The 18,131-nt window shown below is 63.1% G+C and carries 15 protein-coding genes and 1 pseudogene; 10 read left to right on the forward strand and 6 right to left on the reverse strand.

Going from position 1 to position 18,131, the window contains the following annotated elements; translation table 11 throughout:
- Positions 1-57 precede the first annotated feature (57 nt).
- From ruvC to M2281_RS08490, 5 genes are all read right to left on the reverse strand, one after another.
- Complete coding sequence (gene ruvC, locus M2281_RS08470; protein WP_280820618.1) at positions 58-570, reverse strand: crossover junction endodeoxyribonuclease RuvC; 513 nt, start codon at positions 568-570, stop codon at positions 58-60.
- Positions 571-742: 172 nt separating this feature from the next.
- Positions 743-1,270 (reverse strand): DUF1465 family protein, encoded by a 528-nt coding sequence (locus tag M2281_RS08475; RefSeq protein WP_280820619.1) that lies wholly within the window; start codon positions 1,268-1,270, stop codon positions 743-745.
- A gap of 448 nt (positions 1,271-1,718) precedes the next feature.
- The gene (locus tag M2281_RS08480) at positions 1,719-2,120 is read right to left on the reverse strand and encodes a hypothetical protein (protein WP_280820620.1); all 402 of its coding nucleotides are present in this window, start codon (positions 2,118-2,120) and stop codon (positions 1,719-1,721) included.
- Positions 2,121-2,330: 210 nt separating this feature from the next.
- Complete coding sequence (locus M2281_RS08485; RefSeq protein WP_280820621.1) at positions 2,331-3,971, reverse strand: acyl-CoA synthetase; 1,641 nt, start codon at positions 3,969-3,971, stop codon at positions 2,331-2,333.
- A 220-nt stretch (positions 3,972-4,191) separates the two neighbouring features.
- Positions 4,192-5,394, reverse strand: coding sequence for an OpgC family protein (locus M2281_RS08490; RefSeq protein WP_280820622.1), 1,203 nt, complete (start codon positions 5,392-5,394; stop codon positions 4,192-4,194).
- Positions 5,395-5,673: 279 nt separating this feature from the next.
- On the opposite strand from M2281_RS08490, the gene M2281_RS08495 reads away from it, so the two are divergent.
- The 10 genes and pseudogenes from M2281_RS08495 (at position 5,674) to M2281_RS08540 (ending at position 16,171) form a co-directional block, all read left to right on the forward strand.
- Positions 5,674-6,339 carry a thiamine phosphate synthase gene (locus tag M2281_RS08495; RefSeq protein WP_280820623.1) on the forward strand — a complete coding sequence of 222 codons (666 nt, stop codon included), beginning with the start codon at positions 5,674-5,676 and terminating at the stop codon, positions 6,337-6,339.
- Positions 6,340-6,353: 14 nt separating this feature from the next.
- Positions 6,354-7,448 carry a tetratricopeptide repeat protein gene (locus M2281_RS08500; RefSeq protein WP_280820624.1) on the forward strand — a complete coding sequence of 365 codons (1,095 nt, stop codon included), beginning with the start codon at positions 6,354-6,356 and terminating at the stop codon, positions 7,446-7,448.
- A gap of 202 nt (positions 7,449-7,650) precedes the next feature.
- Positions 7,651-8,217: an elongation factor P gene (gene efp, locus M2281_RS08505; protein WP_280820626.1), complete on the forward strand. Its 567-nt coding sequence runs from the start codon at positions 7,651-7,653 to the stop codon at positions 8,215-8,217.
- A 23-nt stretch (positions 8,218-8,240) separates the two neighbouring features.
- Positions 8,241-9,041: an inositol monophosphatase family protein gene (locus tag M2281_RS08510; RefSeq protein ID WP_280820627.1), complete on the forward strand. Its 801-nt coding sequence runs from the start codon at positions 8,241-8,243 to the stop codon at positions 9,039-9,041.
- 131 nt (positions 9,042-9,172) lie between these two features.
- Entirely contained in the window at positions 9,173-9,877 is a 705-nt protein-coding gene (gene trhA / locus M2281_RS08515; RefSeq protein WP_280820628.1) for a PAQR family membrane homeostasis protein TrhA, read from the forward strand.
- 148 nt (positions 9,878-10,025) lie between these two features.
- Positions 10,026-11,048, forward strand: a complete 1,023-nt coding sequence (locus M2281_RS08520) for a MotA/TolQ/ExbB proton channel family protein (RefSeq protein ID WP_280820629.1) — start codon at positions 10,026-10,028, stop codon at positions 11,046-11,048.
- A 1-nt stretch (position 11,049) separates the two neighbouring features.
- Positions 11,050-12,078, forward strand: a complete 1,029-nt coding sequence (locus M2281_RS08525) for a peptidoglycan -binding protein (RefSeq protein ID WP_280820630.1) — start codon at positions 11,050-11,052, stop codon at positions 12,076-12,078.
- Between the two features lie 86 nt (positions 12,079-12,164).
- Positions 12,165-13,649 (forward strand): carboxypeptidase M32, encoded by a 1,485-nt coding sequence (locus M2281_RS08530; protein WP_280820631.1) that lies wholly within the window; start codon positions 12,165-12,167, stop codon positions 13,647-13,649.
- Positions 13,650-13,846: 197 nt separating this feature from the next.
- Positions 13,847-14,902, forward strand: a pseudogene (locus M2281_RS08535) (FAD-binding protein); the annotation flags it as partial.
- Positions 14,903-15,415: 513 nt separating this feature from the next.
- A complete protein-coding gene (locus tag M2281_RS08540) occupies positions 15,416-16,171 on the forward strand; it encodes an outer membrane protein (RefSeq protein ID WP_280820632.1) in 756 nt (251 codons plus the stop codon).
- A 154-nt stretch (positions 16,172-16,325) separates the two neighbouring features.
- On the opposite strand, the gene M2281_RS08545 is transcribed toward M2281_RS08540, so the two are convergent.
- Positions 16,326-18,128: an ABC transporter transmembrane domain-containing protein gene (locus tag M2281_RS08545; protein ID WP_280820633.1), complete on the reverse strand. Its 1,803-nt coding sequence runs from the start codon at positions 18,126-18,128 to the stop codon at positions 16,326-16,328.
- Between the last annotated feature and the right edge of the window lie 3 nt (positions 18,129-18,131).

Genomic DNA, 18,131 nt, shown 5'->3' on the forward strand with positions numbered 1-18,131 from the left:
ATACCTCTGCGGTATTACTTACTCGCGACACCGGAACAAGTCAAGAACATCGAGGGATCAGCTGGCCAGGGCAGCGAGTCGCGAGGTCACGCTTTGCCGGTGATGGGCATGGCAGATGGCGATGGCCAGCGCATCGGCCGAATCGGCGCCGTCGAAGATCGCCTTCGGCATCAGCACCTTCACCATCATCTGGATCTGCTTCTTGTCGCCGTGGCCGACGCCGATCACCGCCTTCTTGACCGCATTGGGCGCATATTCGGCGACAGGCAGGCCGGCGCGGGCCGGCACCAGCATGGCAATGCCGCGCGCCTGGCCGAGCTTGATGGTGGCGGTGGCGTCCTTGTTGGCGAAGGTAATTTCGACCGCCGCCTCGTCCGGCATCTGGCGATGCAGCACCTCGGCAAGGCCGTCATGCAGCTGGCAGAGCCGTGTGGCAAGCGTGGTCTTGTCGTCGGAGCGCACCGTGCCGGCCGCGACGAAGCGCAGCGAATTGCCGAGCGACTCGACAATGCCCCAGCCGGTGCGCCGAAGCCCCGGGTCGATACCGATAATGCGAATCGCTTGGTTCATCCGGCGACTGTACCTCCGCCGGACCTATGTGTCAGGAATATGTGAACAAACCGGAAACGATTCGACCAGAGCGGCAGGCTTCCTGACGGATGCCCCTTTCCGCTCTATCCCATTGCTTTGGCCGCATTTGTGCCACCCCAAGCGATTCCGCTTGGCTGCAAAATACCGAAGGTCAGCCGCGCGCGAAAGCGGTGTTGAGCAGCATGATCTGGTCGGAGACCGGATTGCTGCGGCGAGCGACAACCGCACCATCGGCGTGCTCGCCATAAATCTCGTCGTCCATGCGGCGCACCAGCGACTGCAGGCTGAGCGAGCGGTTGACGAGATCGAGGAAGCAGTCGGGCAGTTCGCCCCAGCCGGCGGCGTCCTCGCGGGCCGAGGCCGTGTCGAGCCTCACCTTGGATTTTTCGGAGGCCACCTGGTCGCGGGTCATTTCGCCGGAATTTGCGGCGCGCTGCAGCAGCAGCCACGAGGCAACCTGCATGAGTCGCGTGGTCAGTCGCATGGATTCGGCGGCATAGAGGGTGGCTGCAAGCCGCGACAGCTGCTTGGCGTCGATGCGGCCCGGGCCGTCGAGATACTCGGCCGTTTCCTCGACCAGGCCCATGCCCTCATCGTAAAGCGGCTTGAAAGAGTGCGAGAAAACCCGCCGCTCCGCCAATCTGATCATGTTGCCGCTTCCCATCGAAGGTTCGCTCATCCTTTACGCCCCTGCACGCAGAAACCGCACTGGTGCCACATCGACACCGGCCGGTCGCCTACCCCCTGTTTGATAGGTGTGGAAAATGGGCCCACGGCGGCCCGAAGGCAAGCACATGTTTAACGGAAGGTTAACGGCGAGCGCCAGTAACATGCTCGTCAACCGCACATAAAAAAAGAGCCGCTGGAAAAGCGGCTCTCGGGAGTTAACAGGGAGGCGTCAAACGAAGTGGCTCCAGCCACTCGGTAAGAATCCAGATCACTGGACGGTTATAGTAAACACCCGTAAACCTTAATGCTTGGTTAAGAAGCCGCTTTTTTTCGACCTTCCTGTCTCAAAAAGGGACGCCTGGGCCATGATGCCGCTTCGTTGAATCGTCCTCACGGCCCAGCTGTTTGGTGGAGCATGAAAAGCGGCCTCCGCTTTTCGGGATCCGGCTCAAGCCCTCTCATTCCGCAGGGGCAGGCTGGACCTGATATGCGCGGGTTGCCGGGACCGCGATCCAGGCGAACAGCAGCATGCCCGCGAAGAAGCCGAGCGAGCCCAGCGCCACGACCGGCTCGATTGCCGGGTTGCCGGCCAGCAGGAAGAAGAGCCCCACCAGCAGCAAGATGCCGCTGACGGCCGTCAGCCAGAAATGCGCCGGCGCAAGCCGCGAGGCACGCGCGACCGGGAACAGATGATAGAAGAACGCAAACACCGCCGACATCAGCCAGCCCGCCACCATGATGTGCGCATGCACCGGCATTTCCGTATGATCACCGCTGATCGACATGACCAGTCCAAGCAACATCCCGCAGAGTGCGTAGATGATTGCCAGTATGAAGAAATTGCGTGCTACGCCTTGCATATTCATCCCCTCTCTCTTTGCTTCCCCCAGACAGGGAAACAGCCAAGCGCCCGGAGAAATGCCCCTCCGGCACAGGTCTAAATTAGCACAGACAGAAATTGTCGAATAGAGCCGCACGCAAGTTCGCGCGGCAGAGGCTTTCGTTGCTCCGATGCAGATGATTTTGGCATCAGTTCAAGGAGTTTCTGCGATCCCAGCTAAAGAAACGCCTTACGGATTCTTGGCCATTTCCCGAAGCCTGAATTTCTGGATCTTTCCGGTCGAGGTTTTCGGGATTTCGGCGAAGATGATCGCCTTGGGAACCTTGAAACGCGCAAGCAACGCGCGGCAATGCTCGAGAATTTCTTCCTCGGTCGCGCTGCGTCCGGGCTTCAGCTCGACATAGGCCACCGGCGTTTCGCCCCATTTCTCGTCGGGACGAGCGACAACGCCGCAGGAGGCGACGGCCGGATGCTTGTAGAGCGCATCTTCCACTTCGATGGAGGAGATGTTCTCGCCGCCGGAAATGATGATGTCCTTGGAGCGATCCTTGAGCTGGATGTAGCCGTCGGGGTGCATGACGCCGAGGTCGCCTGAATGGAACCAACCGCCGGCGAAGGCCTCGTCGCTGGCCGGCTTGTTCTTCAGATAGCCCTTCATGACGATGTTGCCGCGGAACATGACCTCGCCGATCGTCGTGCCGTCGGCCGGAGTGCGCTGCATGGTCTCGGGGTCCATGACGGCAAGGCCTTCGAGCGCAGCATAGCGCACGCCCTGGCGCGCCTTCTTCGCCGTCCGCTCGGCGGCGGGAAGAGCATCCCACTCGCTGTGCCACTCATTGACCACGGCCGGGCCGTAGGTCTCGGTGAGGCCATAGAGATGGGTGACGGCAAAGCCGGCCTCGGCCATGCCGGCCAGAACCGCCTCGGGCGGCGGGGCAGCGGCGGTGTTGAAGGTGACCGTCTGCGGGAACTCGCGCTTCTCGTCGTCCTTGGCGTTGATCAGCAGCGACATGACGACGGGCGCGCCGCACAGATGCGTCACGACATGGTCGGCGATCGCGTCATACATCGCCTTGGAGCGGACCCAGCGCAGGCAGACATGCGTGCCAGCCTGGACGGCGAGCGTCCACGGAAAACACCAGCCGTTGCAGTGGAACATCGGCAGCGTCCAGAGATAGACCGGGAACTTGCCCATGCCGGCATGCATGGTGTTGGTGTAGGCCATCAGTGCTGCGCCGCGATGATGGTAGACGACGCCCTTGGGGTTGCCGGTGGTGCCGGAGGTGTAGTTGAGCGCGATCGCATCCCACTCGTCGTCGGGCATCGACCAGGCGAAATCCGGATCGCCGGCGGCAATGAAGTCCTCATAGTCGAGCGTGCCGATGCGCTCGCTCTTCGGGTAGGGCGCATCGTCGGGATATTCGAGGTCGTCATAGTCGATGACCAGCGGCTTGTGCTTCGCGATTGCCAGCGCCTGCTTCATCACGCCGGCAAACTCGCGGTCGACGATGACGATCTTGCTTTCGGCATGGTCGATCTGGAAGGCGATGATGGCCGCGTCGAGCCGCGTGTTCAGCGAATGCAGCACCGCTTTCACCATCGGCACGCCGAAATGCGCCTCGAGCATGGGCGGCGTGTTGGAGAGCATCACCGTCACGGTGTCGCCCTTGCCGATGCCCTCAGCGGCCAGCGCCGAGGCAAGCTGGCGCGAGCGGCGCCAGAAGTCGCGATAGGTCACGTGGCTGGAGCCGTGGATGATGGCGACCTGGTCGGGATAGGTGGCGGCGGCGCGTTCGAGATAGGTGAGCGGCGTCAGGGGCTGGTAATTGGCTGGATTGCGGTCAAGGCCGCCGTCATAAATGCTGGGCACGATGACTCCCGGAAGCAATGTTTTCCGGGACTTTAACGGCAGCAATCACCGCCGTCACCTCAATTGAGCAGCCTGCGGCATTCGGCAACCATTGGGTGGCCTGCGGCTAGACCATGATGCCGAAAAGTGGAAATCGGTTTTCGGCCGACATCATGGTCTATCTAATAGATTGTGCCGCATTTGTGCGACGCGACGTGTTTCCACCTCGCTGCAAAATGCTCTAGCGGACCGGCGAACGCGCAGGAAGCGGGCTTGGCGACTTGCCGCCGAGCGGTCTCGGGCCGGTCATGGTCCTGGTCGGTTCCGGCGCGGCGGGCTTGCGCCCACCCCAGCCGATCTTCGGCAGCCATTCCAGATAGTAGGCAAGGGCGAACTGCAGCGCCACGCCGGTGGAGATCAGCACCGTGTCGTAGACCAAGCCGCCGGGGCTGACCGTCTTCATCACCTGGCCGATCATGGCCAGCAGCGTGCCGGCGATGAAGACCGGCAGCGAATGCTTGCCCAGCACGGCCAGCGGATTGTCCGCGCGGGTGCGCGCCATGTTGGAAAGTGCGGGGATCACCGCGATGAGATAGGCGAGCGCTAGCACATGGGCGAGACGCGGCAGTGACAGGAAGGTCTTGTCGAAGCCGGTCAGGACTGACGGCAGGCCGAACGAGACGTCCACGCCCCACAGCGGGACACGCACCCACAACAGCGAAAGAACCAGATAAGCGGCGGCCAGGCCGGCGAGCCAGGGCTTGAAGGCGATCTCGCCGCCGCGCTTCACATGCAGCATCGCGGCAAAGCCGATGACGAACAGGAACTGCCAGGATAGCGGGTTGAGGAACCAGTAGCCGGGCGTCGGGTAATTGATCGGCGCGATCTGCCAGATGCCGGCCACCAGCCAGATGAGGCCGGAAATCGCCACCGTCAGCTTGAGGCTGACATTGCCGAGCAGCAGGAACAGCGGCAGCATCAGGAGCACGGCGGCATACATCGACAATATGTTGTTGTAGCCGAGTTGATGGCCGAGCGTGGCGATGCCGACCAATGCGCGCGGCGTGTCGGCCATCACCGTCTCGATGTTGATCATGTTCAAGAGGTCGGGCCGAGCGAAATAGATCGCCGCGGCCGCGAAGATGCCCAACGTGCCGGCGGTCGTCATGATGTGGGTGACATAGAGCACGCCGGCGCGGCGCCAGGCCTTCAGCGTCATCAGCAGGCGGTTGCCGGGCTTGAACTTGGGCCCATATGCAATGCCTATGGCAATGCCCGAAATGAGGACGAAAGCCTCGGCCGAATCGGAAAAGCCGAAGTTCTTGTGCGTGACATACTCGTAGATGGTGCCCGGCACGTGATTGATGAAGATCGTCAGCAGCGACAGCGCCCGAAACACGTCGATGCGGGTGTCCCGCTGAGATGGTGCATTCGTGGTTGTCATGGCAGCCTTGAAGTTCGCTACGTACAAAAAAGTCAGACAGCCCAACGCGCGCGGCGATAATGCATGCCAATCGGGCCTAGGCTCTAAGGCGGTCAAACGCCGAGAAGAAGGCAAAGTTCGGCTTTTTGCCGTCAAAATATGTTATCCGGCTGAAACAATGAGGCCCTGTTGCCGTGATGCCACGCGAGCTCTGCCAAGGCTGTTCAAGGCCTTCGTCTTCCTCTATGCCCAAATCCAACCATGATCGCCCTGCATGGGTTTGAACACCGGAACGCCATGATGACCGAAGCCAAGACGCCCAATCGCTGCCGCATCGTTTTGATCGCCCCCGATGGCGAAACGCCTAATCGGTTCGAGGAACGCCTTCGCCAGGCCATTGCCGGCGGCGACATCGCCTCGCTGATCCTGCCGCCTTATGGGCGCGACGAAGCCTCCTTCCAGGCTTTCGCCGAGCGCGTGGCGAAGGTCGCGCAAAATGCCGGCATCGCCGTCATCGTCGCCGACGACACGCGCATTGCGGGCCGCATCGGCGCCGACGGCATCCATCTCGAAACCAATGTCAGCGGCCTCGAGGAAGCGATCGAGCGTTATCAGTCCAAGATGATGGTGGGTGCCGGCGGCGCCAAGACGCGCGACGACGCCCTCGATCTTGGCGAGACGCGGCCCGACTACATGTTCTTCGGCCGCTTCGGCTACGACACCAAGCCCGAGCCGCACAACCGCAACCTGACGCTCGGACGCTGGTGGGCCGAGGTAGTCGAGATCCCCTGCATCGTCATGGCCGGATCCGATATCGCCTCGGTGGAGGCAGTGGCGCAAACCGGCGCCGAATTCGTGGCCCTGTCGAGCGCGATCTTCGGCGAAGGCGTTGATCCCCGCGAGGCGATCGAGCGCGCCAATGCCATCCTCGACGAAACCGCGCCCATCTTCGACTACGAAGAGTAACCGAGGGAATTTTCGTGACGGCTTCGCAAAACTCCCGCTCTGCTTTCTATCTGGCGCTGGCAATTGTGTTTGCGCCGGCGGCAGCTCATGCGGCGGCCGATCCGCAGGCGCCGGCCCCGGAGGCCGCCAAGCCGGAACAGGGCGCAGCGCCGCTGCCCACGACGACGCCGATGCCGTCCGAGATGAAGCACCTGCCGGCGCCTACCGATGGCTTCGACCCACAGCGCTTCGGCGGCAGCAATTCGAAGGACGGCCAGCCCGACGCCGACCGCTTCGGCGGCCCGAAGACGGACCCAGCCTATGGCGCCTTCCAGCGCGGGCTCTACAAGACCGCCTATAATCTGGCACTGCCGCGGGCCGAGGCGGGCGACGCCGCAGCACAGACGCTGATCGCCGAGATTTTGTCGCGCGGCCTCGGCGTGGCCCGCAACGACAAGGAAGCGGCCAAATGGTACGCCAAGGCCGCCGAACAGGGCGTGCCAGAGGCCCAATTCCAATACGCGCTCATTCTGCTCGACGGGGAACTCGCACCCAAGGACCGCAAGGCCGCCTACGCCCTGATGCAATCGGCCGCCGAAGCGGGCAATCAGCTTGCGCAGTTCAACTACGCGCAGATGCTGATCGAGGTGAACCCGGGCGACAAGGGGCTCGAAAAGGCAGCCGTCTATTACGAGCGCGCCGCCCAATCCGGGCTGGCCGACGCGCAATATGCGATGTCGCAGATCTATGCCAATGGCGTTGGCGGCAAGAACAAGGACGACGTCGAGGCGCGGCGCTGGCTGCTTCTGGCCGCGCGTCAGGGTTTTGACACCGCCGAGCTGGATCTGGGCACCTGGCTGGTCCAGGGACGCGGCGGCCCCAAGGACGAGAAAGGCGGCTTCGCCTGGATGATGCAGGCCGCCGCCGGCGGCAATGTCGCCGCCCAGAACCGGCTCGCCAAGCTCTACATGAACGGCCTCGGGACCGATCCCGACCTGATCAGCGCCGCCGCCTGGTACATCGTGGCGCGGCGCGCGGGGCTGAAGGATCCCGTCATGGACAGCTTCCTCGACGGCCTCGATAGCGATCAGCTGAAACAGGCCCTGCAGAAGGCCAACAGATTGCGCTGACGCCCGGGCGAGCTTCCCCTCGCCCTCGCGGCACCATACCGGCTGATAAAAAACGTTTGCCGGATTGACCTCGATCCGGCGTCTTTTTGCGCCGAAGCAAGCCGCGGCGGGGCGCCCCTCTCTTGCCTCAACCGGCGTTTTGTGGTCTTGGAAGCTCCGAAACCGCCGCTCGGGCGGGCAAACTCTCCGGAACAGTAGGACTATGGCCAAAATCAACGGCAATGAAATCCGTCCCGGCAACGTCATCGAGCATGACGGCGGTCTCTGGGTAGCGGTCAGGACGAACCACGTGAAGCCCGGCAAGGGCGGCGCCTACAATCAGGTCGAACTGAAGAACCTGATCAACGGCACCAAGCTCAACGAACGCTTCCGCTCGGCCGAAACGGTCGAAAAGGTGCGCCTTGAGCAGAAGGACTTCTCGTTCCTCTACGAGCAGGGCGAATCGCTGGTGTTCATGGACACCGAGAGCTACGAGCAGCTCGAGCTCAACAAGGATTTCGTCGGCGAGCGCGCTGCCTTCCTGCAGGACGGCATGATGGTCACCGTCGAGCTCTATGAAGAGAAGCCGATCGGCATTGCGCTGCCCGACCAGGTGACGCTGCTGATCACCGAGGCCGACCCGGTGGTGAAGGGCCAGACGGCCGCTTCGTCCTACAAGCCGGCGGTGCTCGAGAATGGCATCCGCGTCCTGGTGCCGCCGTTCATCGCATCCGGCGAGCGTATCATCGTCGACACCAACGAAATCACCTATATCCGCCGCGCCGACTAAGCGCGGCCTCTGGAGTCTCACAAATGGCGCGTTCAGCGATCCTCAATGTCATGGTTCAGGCCGCCATGAAGGCCGGGCGTTCGCTGGCGCGCGATTTCGGCGAGGTGCAGAACCTTCAGGTCTCGCTGAAAGGCCCCGGCGACTATGTCAGCCAGGCCGACCGCAAGGCCGAAGAGATCATCTACACCGAGCTGTCGCGGGCACGCCCGGGCTACTCCTTCCTGATGGAAGAGCGCGGCGCCGTTGAAGGCGAGGACGACCAGCACCGCTGGATCGTCGATCCGCTCGACGGCACCACCAACTTCCTGCACGGCCTGCCGATCTTCTCGATCTCGATTGCGCTGGAACGTCAGGGCCAGCTCGTCGCCGGCGTCATCTACAACCCGGCTATGGACGAGCTCTACACTGCCGAGCGCGGCGGCGGCGCCTTCCTCAACGACCGCCGTCTTCGCGTGGCCGCCCGCAGCAAGCTTTCCGACGCCGTCATCGGCACCGGCATCCCGCATCTTGGCCGCGGCCACCACGGCAATTTCCTGGTCGAGCTGCGCAATGTGATGGGCGAGACCGCGGGCGTCCGCCGCCTCGGCTCGGCGGCGCTGGACCTCGCCTATGTCGCGGCCGGCCGCATGGACGGTTTTTGGGAAGAGCCGCTGTCGCCCTGGGACATGGCAGCGGGCATCCTGATGATCCGCGAGGCCGGCGGCTTCGTTTCCGACAAGCAGGGCGGCAACAACATGCTCGAGAACGGCACCATCGTGGCCGGTAACGAGCTGATCCACCGCGCGCTGCTGAAGACGCTGAAGAAGCCGGTGACCTCGCGCTGATCGGTTTCTAGCGCGACGTGCCGGCGCATCCGGCACGATTCAAAGTGTTACAGCGTCCTTTGCGCGCCCGATCGGGCGCGCGGCGCTGTAATGCCTTGAAAAAGTCCAAGGCCGAGGCATAGTCGGCGGCCATGGAAGCCGAACCCCAACCGAGCCAGCGCCCGACGGCCCATGCCGGCGCCTCCTTTGGAGGACGCTTCCACTATTCGCGCGCCGAACTGATCGCCGACGGCATCGTGCACGCGGTCGGCATCGTGCTGGCGATCGCAGCCGGTTCGGCCATGCTGGCACTGGCGGCCTTCCTTACCGGCCCAGGCGAATATATCGCCGCAATCTTCTACGTCGTGTCGCTGCTTGCGGTGCTGTCGATTTCGCTGACCTACAATCTGTGGCCGATCTCGCCGGTGAAATGGATCCTGCGCCGCTTCGACCACGCGGCAATCTTCATGCTGATCGCCGCCACCTATACGCCGTTTCTCACCCAGCTTGCCGACACGAGCCTGGCCACCCGCATGATCGTGCTGGTCTGGTCGGCCGCGGCTGTCGGCGTTGCGCTGAAAATGTTCTTTCCCGGCCGTTTCGACCGCCTTGCCGTCGTCTTCTACCTCGCCATCGGCTGGAGCGGGGTGATGGTGGCGCAGACCATGCTCGAAACGCTGCCGCCGGTGACGCTCGGCCTGCTTTTGGCCGGTGGTATCGTCTATTCCTGCGGCGTGGTGTTCTTCGCCTGGCAAAGCCTGCGCTTCCAGAACGCGGTCTGGCACGGCTTCGTGGTGACGGGCGCGGGCCTGCATTTCGCCGCGCTGATCGACTGCCTGGTGGTGAACCGGCTCTAGAGCGGTCGATCCGGTCCCGATTTGCGCTAAGTTTCGCTTGTTGCCCGGCAATGCCAGCAAGCGTCTTTCAATTTCGTCACATTTCCGTTTAGAGTCACGGGGCAATAAGGCGTGGGCGCGCGGGCGCATCGGACAAACCGGGGTGCGAATGGCATTTATGAGACAATTAAGGGCTGGCGGTGATACGGATTATGATCCGCACAAGCTATCGAGCCCGCAGGTCTTCCTTCTCTCGATGCTGATCTTCCTGGCGATCGCCGGCTTCGTCGCGGCGATCCTGACCCGCCAGATCACGTCTGCATTCTCCACCAATCCCGGCCTCAACGGCCTGATCCTCGGCGTGCTGCTGATCGGCATCCTGCTCGCTTTTCTGCAGGTGACGCGACTGTTCCGCGAAGTGCGCTGGGTGAATTCCTTCCGCGCCGGCGAGGAGACGACCGAACCCGTGCTGCTGGCGCCGATGAAGGCACTGCTCAGCCGCTCTTCGTCCATGGCGTTCTCGACCAGCTCGATGCGCACCATGCTCGACTCCATCGCTACGCGCCTTGACGAGACGCGCGACATCTCGCGCTACCTCATCGGGCTTCTGGTGTTCCTTGGCCTGCTCGGCACCTTCTGGGGCCTGCTGCACACGATCGGTTCGATCGGCGATACCATCCAGTCGCTCGACCCCGGAACCGGCGACACCGCCGCGGTGCTGGAAGCGCTGAAGGCCGGCCTTGCGGCCCCGCTGGCGGGCATGGGCACGGCGTTTTCGTCCTCGCTGTTCGGTCTTGCCGGCTCGCTGGTTCTGGGCTTCCTCGACCTGCAGGCGGGCCGCGCTCAGACCCGCTTCTACACCGAGCTTGAAGACTGGCTGTCCTCGGTGACCGATCTTTCCTCCGACATCCAGCCCGTCCAGACCATCGACCCCGCCAATACGAGCTCGTCCGAGGAGCTGAAGGTGTTGACCGAGCGGCTGCGCAGCCTTCAGGAGAGCGGCGGCGCCAGCCCGCGCGTGGCCACCGCCATGGCCAATCTGGCCGACGGCATTTCCGGTCTGGTCAAGAACATGCGCAGCGAGCAGCAGATCATGCGCGATTGGGTGGAGGCACAGGCGCAGGAGCAGAAAGCGATCCGCGTGACGCTCGACAAGATCGCCGATGCACTGAAGAAGCGGGAGCACAGCTGAGATGGCGCTGAGCCGCCGGCGCAGCGACCGCCGCATCGATTACTGGCCGGGCTTCGTCGACGCGCTGTCGACGCTGCTTCTGGCCATCATGTTCCTGCTGTCGGTCTTCGTGCTGGCGCAGTTCCTGCTCAGCCGCGAGATCACCGGCAAGGACCAGGTACTGAACCGCCTCAACTCGCAGATTAACGAGCTGACGCAGCTTCTGGCGCTCGAAAAATCCAACACCCAGGACGCGCAGGATTCGCTCGCCAACCTGCAGGCCTCGCTTTCGGCCGCCGAAGCCGAGAAGAGCCGGCTGGAGCAGCTTCTGTCCCAGGGCGCCGGCGCCGGCGCGGCTGCCGATGCGCGCATCGGCACGCTGAGCGGCGAACTCGACAACCAGCGCCAGATCAGCCAGCGCGCGCTGTCGCAGGTCGAACTGCTCAACCAGCAGATCTCCGCGTTGCGCAAGCAGATCGCCGCGCTGGAGGATGCGCTGGGCGCCTCCGAGGCCAAGGACCGTGAATCCAACACCAAGATCGCTGATCTCGGGCGGCGGCTGAATGTGGCGCTGGCCCAGCGCGTGCAGGAACTGAACCGCTACCGCTCCGACTTCTTCGGCCGGCTGCGCGAAATCCTCTCCGACCGCGAAAACATCCGCATCGTCGGCGACCGCTTTGTATTCCAGTCGGAAGTTCTGTTCCCGATCGGCTCGGACGTGATCAACGACGCCGGCCGCACCGAGATGAAGAAGCTGGCCGACGCCATCATCGAATTGCAGAAGGAAATCCCGCCGGAGATCAACTGGGTGCTGCGCGTCGATGGCCACACCGACGACCGGCCGCTTTCCGGCACCGGCCGCTACCGCGACAACTGGGAGCTTTCCTCGGCGCGCGCGACCTCGGTGGTGAAATTCCTGATCGAGAACGGCGTGCCGGCCAACCGGCTCGTGGCCGCCGGCTTCGGCGAATACCAGCCGCTCGACACCGCCGGCACCGACGAGGCGCGCTCACGCAACCGCCGCATCGAGCTGAAGCTGACCGAGCGCTGAGGCGCCCCACCGGCGCCGGCGAAGGGCTTGCCAGCGAGGGCGCATTCGTGTCCTCTCGCCGGCCTGCAACGATATCCGGAGGCACCATGTCATTCGCTAAACTCGACCAGCTCGGCCGCAAGCTGGAGGCGCTGGAGCACGCGCTCGCAATCCTCGGTGCCGACGAGGCGACACACATGGCCGTTGGCGGCGGCGAAAAGCGCGCCGAGGCGATTGCGGCCCTCGCGGGCATGCATCACCGGCAGGCGACCGCGCCCGAAATCGCCGACTGGATAAGCGCCGCCGAAGGCGAGGCCCTGGATGCTGACCAGAAGGCCGCACTGCGCGAATTCAGGCGGCAATACACCAACATGACCTGCCTGCCTTCCGAATTTGTCGAGCGGCAGACGGTGGCGCGCATGCGCTGCGAGCAGCTGTGGCGCGACCTGCGCGCCAAGAACGACTGGGCGGGTTTTCTACCGGCACTGGAAGGCGTGATCGCGCTGGTGCGCGAGGAAGCTGCCATGCGCGCCGACGCGCTGAAGCTTCAGCCCTATGACGCGCTGATGGAGCAGTATGATCCAGGCAACCGCGCGGCCGACATCGCGCCCGTGTTCGACGAGCTGAAGGCCTTCCTGAAAGGCTTCGTGCCGGAGGCGCTGGAAGCGCAGGCACAGCGGCTGGCGAAAACGCCACTCAAACCGCTTTCGGGCGTCTATCCGATCGAGCGGCAGCGCGAGCTGGGCCTTGCCATGATGGCGGCCGTCGGATTCGACCTGACGCGCGGCAGCCTCTCGGTCTCGCACCATCCGTTCTGCGGCGGCGTGCCGACCGATGTGCGCATCACCACCCGCTACAAGACCACCGATTTCCTGTCCTCGCTGATGGGCGTGCTGCATGAAACCGGCCACGCGCTCTACGAGCAGAACCTGCCGCAGGAATGGGCGCACTGGCCGCTCGGCAAGGCGCGCGGCATGGCGGTGCACGAAAGCCAGAGCCTGTTCGTGGAAAAGCAGCTCGGCCGCAACCCCGCCTTCTGGGACTGGGCCCTGCCGCTGGTCGAGCAGCATCTGGGCGAACACTGGAACAAGGCCGACATCCTTGCCCATGTCCACCGGGTGGAGCCCGGCCTGATCCGCGTCGACGCCGATGAGGTGACCTATCCGCTGCACGTCATCCTGCGCTTCGAGCTTGAGCAGGAGCTGGTGAGCGGCAAGCTGAGTCCGGTCGACCTGCCGGAGGCGTGGGACGCCAAGATGCGCGACTATCTCGGCCTTTCCACTATCGACAACCCCGCCGACGGACCGATGCAGGATGTGCACTGGCCGAGCGCCGCCTTGGGCTATTTCCCGTCCTATACGCTCGGCGCCATGATGGCCGCGCAGCAATGGGCGGCGCTGAAGCGGCAGCATCCGGCGGTGGACGACGACATCACCAAGGGCGATTTCGAGACGGTGAACGCCTGGCGCCGCAACAATATCTGGTCGCAGGGCTCGCGCTATTCGACGCCTGAGATGCTGGAGCGCGCGACTGGCGAAAAGCTCAATGCGCGGTATTTCACGGAGCATCTGAAGCAGCGCTACGGGGCTTGATCCTTCCACGGCATTTGTCCGCGCGGTGGAAAATCCCCCCTCTCCGCCTCGCTTCGTCGGCACCTCTCCCCTGCCAAACGGGGGAGAGGTGGCTTGCCGGGCAAACCGGAGGGGGCTGTTGCACGGGCGAGGCCATAGTTCTCCCGAATTTCCCGCTTGATCTCCCCCGCCTTTCGCCGAAACTGCCCTCACCTCGATCGGCACAGTTCGACCGCCCCGAGAATATTGGCCGCGCAAGGTAGCTGAAGCCTTCATCGACTTTGCGGCCGGCGAAATGCGCCCCTGGCTTCATGCGCAGGGCATGCGCTGGTTTCCGGTCGTAGGCTGGGCCGAGCGCGGTGGGGCCTCGCCACAGGCCACGGCAATTCCGTGCCGCGTTTCCACATCACCTGAGGCACCGGGCTCGGCGTGCTGGAACTCTTTTTGCGACGCGTGCGCGAACACGTCTCGGCGGGACGGATCGAGCTGAAATTCCGCCATCAGGCAAGCCGGCTGATAAGGATCAACGGCCGAATTACCGGCGTTGCCGGCGAAATATTGGAGCCCTCGACCGTTGAGCGCGGCCAGAAATCCGGACGCGCAGTCGTCGGCGATTCCGAAGTTAGCGCTGGCGCGGTGCTGGTCACTTCCGGCGGCATCGGCGGCAATTTCGAGCTGGTACGCAAGAACTGGCCGCGGGATCGCCTCGGCCCGCCGCCGAAAAACATGGTTGCCAGCGTGCCGCACCACGTCGACGGGCGCATGGTGGCGATCGCTCAGCAAGCCGGCGCGGTGGTCATCAATGGCGACCGCATGTGGCACTATACGGAGGGCGTGAAAAACTGGGCGCCGATCTGGCCGAACCACGGCATCCACATTCTGCCCGGGCCATCCTCGCTGTGGTTCGATGCGCGTGGCAACCGGCTGCCGGTACCCTGCCTGCCCGGCTTCGACACGCTCTCGACGCTGAAGACGATTTTGGCCTCCCGCTACGACTATTCCTGGTTCGTGCTGACCCAGTCGATCCGGCCAACGGCCCCCTGATCGCCGTGCGGCTCAATATCCTCACCCGCAAGATGCTGGGCGGCCTGCACACCAATGTGAACGCACAGGTTCTGGACGACAGCGGCGAGCCCATCCAGGGCCTATATGCTGCGGGCGAAATGGCCGGCTTCGGCGGCGGCTATCACGGTTACAACGCGCTCGAAGGCACTTTTCTCGGCGGTTGCATATTTTCGGGCCGCGCCGCCGGCCGCCACGCCGCGGGGCGGTGACTGGATCGCGGCCCGGCTGGTCCGAATTTCCGACTCAGCCGACCGCAACCTCGGCCTCTTTTTGCGCCGACTATCTGTTCAGCTGCGCCTACATGGCGGGTTCAAGGCCGATCTGAACGTTAGGTTTCAAAAAAACAAGCATCATTGGGCGGCATCATAATTGACCGCCAGGATGCATTGGTTCTGCCGAAAATGGCAACTCTTTCAGCGCATTGCTTTACGCATCACCTTTCGATCACAGAGTCGTGAGCGCGCTCGTAAGCACTTGATTCCTTTGCGTGATTTCAATGCTTGCATATACAAGAATTGTAAAGCAACTAGATAAAAAAAGTACTTTCTAATCCACCCTCACCTACGATTTATCTCTTGCTATCGAATCGAAACCAAAGGCAATCAAGCACGCCAAACCCCCTAGACTCTCACCAATTTCCAATTTGTTGCACTTTTACTACATCCGACTCACCAGACGTCGCGTATAAGAACAGTATATCTGTTTCCTGGAGGGCTAGAATAATGAAGCTGAAGTACGTTGGCGGCATTGCTATCGCCGCAACTCTTTTTTCGTCTGCGGCCTTTGCGGCTGACGTCGTGGTTCCGGAAGTCATTCCGGTGTTCAGCTGGACCGGTGCCTATGTCGGCGTGAATCTCGGCTACGGTGGCGACAAGGCCAAGCATTCATTCGACATTTCTCAAACTTGGTGGGAAGGCGAGATCAGCCATACCGATCACATGAACGGCAATCTCGACTTTAGATCCAGCGGCTTCCTGGGCGGCGTCCAGGCCGGCTACAACTGGCAGATGGACCAGTGGGTCCTCGGCGTGGAAACGGACTTCCAGGGCGCCAATATCAAGGGTGAGGGCTCGTTCGATTTGTCCGACGACTTCGGCAACTCGATTAGCGGCAGCGTCGGTACCAAGCTCGACTGGTATGGCACCCTGCGCGCTCGGGCCGGCGTTCTCGCGACCGAACGCTTCTTGGTGTATGCAACTGGCGGTCTCGCCTACGGTCGAACCAAGAGCTTCATCGACGTAGACGCTCCTGGCTTCAACTTTCATGAGAGCCGTTCGAAGACCAAAGCTGGCTGGACGATTGGTGCCGGCGCGGAATATGCCATCACCGACCACCTCACCTTCAAAACCGAATATCTCTACACCGATCTGGGCAATTCCAACGTCTTCGATGGCGACATCGCCGAAGGCACTCATCTAAGTATTGATAGGAAGTTCAAGTTCAACACCGTTAGAGCTGGCCTGAACTACAAGTTCTGATCGATCGGCAGGTCAAAAAAAGCCCCGGGCGACCGGGGCTTCTTTTATTATTAATATGACTCCATTGCGAAGCTCTGAGTCTTCGCCCCTGTCTTGCGCGGTCCGCCGTTTGAACTTGGCCGGCACGTTGCCTAAGGCTCGAAGAGCGCCCGCCCTACTCCGCCGCCTGGAAAGCCGTCGCGCCGTTTTCGAACTGCAGCCGGGCGAGTTCGGCATAGACGCCGCCCTTGCGCACCAGCGTGGCGTGGGTGCCCTCTTCAACGATTTGGCCGCCATCCATGACCAGGATGCGGTCGGCCTTGAGCACCGTCGCAAGGCGGTGGGCGATGACGATGGTGGTGCGGCCCTTCATCAACCGTTCGAGCGCGGTCTGCACCGCCGTTTCGCTCTGGGCATCGAGCGCGGAAGTCGCTTCGTCGAGCAGCAGGATCGGCGCATCGCGCAGAATGGCGCGGGCAATTGCCATGCGCTGACGCTGCCCCCCCGACAGCATGACGCCGCGCTCGCCCACTTCGGTGTCGTAGCCGTTCGCGAGCTTTTCGATGAACTCGTCGGCCAGCGCATCGTGCGCCGCCGCGCGGATTTCGTCCTGCGAGGCGCCGGGCCTGCCAAAGGCGATGTTTTCGCCTGCGGTCGCGGCGAAAATCGTGATGTCCTGCGGCACGATGGCCATGCGGCCGCGCACATCCTGCGGGTCAGCCTTGGTGACATCGACACCGTCAACCAGCACCGATCCCGATTCGGGATCGTAAAAGCGCAGGAGCAGCGAGAAGATGGTGCTCTTGCCCGCTCCCGAAGGGCCGACGATGGCTACGGTTTCGCCCGGCTCGATGGCAAAGCTGACATTGTGGAGCGTCGGCCTGTCGGGCCGCGCCGGATAGGCGAAGGAGACATCGCGGAACTCCACCCTGCCCTCGGGCTTCGCCGGTAGCGGCAGCGGATTTGCGGGCGCGGTGATCTGCGGCCTTTCGGCCAGAATCTCGGTCAGCCGCTCGGCGGCGCCGGCTGCCTGGCTGAGATCGCCCCAGACTTCCGACAGCGCGCCGAGCGCGCCAGCGGCGAAAACCGAATAGAGGAGGAACTGTCCGAGCGTGCCGGCCGAAAGCGCGCCGGAGAGCACATCGCGCGAGCCGAACCACAGCACAGCCACCACCGAGCCAAAGATGATGAAGATGGCGACGAAGGTGAGGATGGACCGCGCCAGGATCGATGAGCGTGCCGCCTCAAAGGAGATATCCACCGCGCGGGCGAAACGTCCCGTCACCAGCTTCTCATTGGTGAAGGCCTGCAGGATGCGCATGGCGCCGATCTGCTCGCTGGCATAGGCCGTGGCGTTGGCAAGCGTGTCCTGTGCTGCGCGCGACTTGCGGCGCACCGAGCGGCCGAAGGCGACCAGCGGCAATACCACCAGCGGAATCGCGATAAGCACCAGGCCGGACAGTTTCAGGCTGGTCACCACCATCATGCCGATGGCGCCGATGCAAAGGATGACGTTGCGCAACGCCACCGAGGCCGTGGCGCCGACGGCCGATTTCACTTGGGTGGTGTCGGCGGTCAGCCGCGACACGATCTCACCCGACTGGGCGGTGTCGAAGAAGGCCGGCGACAGCTTGGTAACGTGGGAAAAGACGTCGCGGCGGATATCGGCCACCACGCGTTCGCCGAGCGTGATGACGAAATAGTAACGGCCGGCCGAGGCCGCCGCCAGAAGCGCGGCCATGATCACCAGCATCGAGAAGTAGTTGGCGATGAAGCCGGAATCGGAATTGGAAAAGCCGTGGTCGATCATTCGGCGCACCGCGATCGGCAGCGTTAGTGTGGTCACCGCCGCCACCACCAGCGACACGCCCGCGCCGACGACGAGGCCGCGATAACGCGTGATATAGGGCGAAAGACGCTGCAATGGTTTGAGCGAACGGCGGTTGTCTTTTTCCGTGTTGCGCCCGCTCTCAGCCATCTT

Source organism: Pseudaminobacter soli (ex Li et al. 2025) (assembly GCF_029892515.1).
In the GTDB taxonomy this organism is placed as follows: Bacteria; Pseudomonadota; Alphaproteobacteria; order Rhizobiales; family Rhizobiaceae; genus Pseudaminobacter; species Pseudaminobacter soli_A.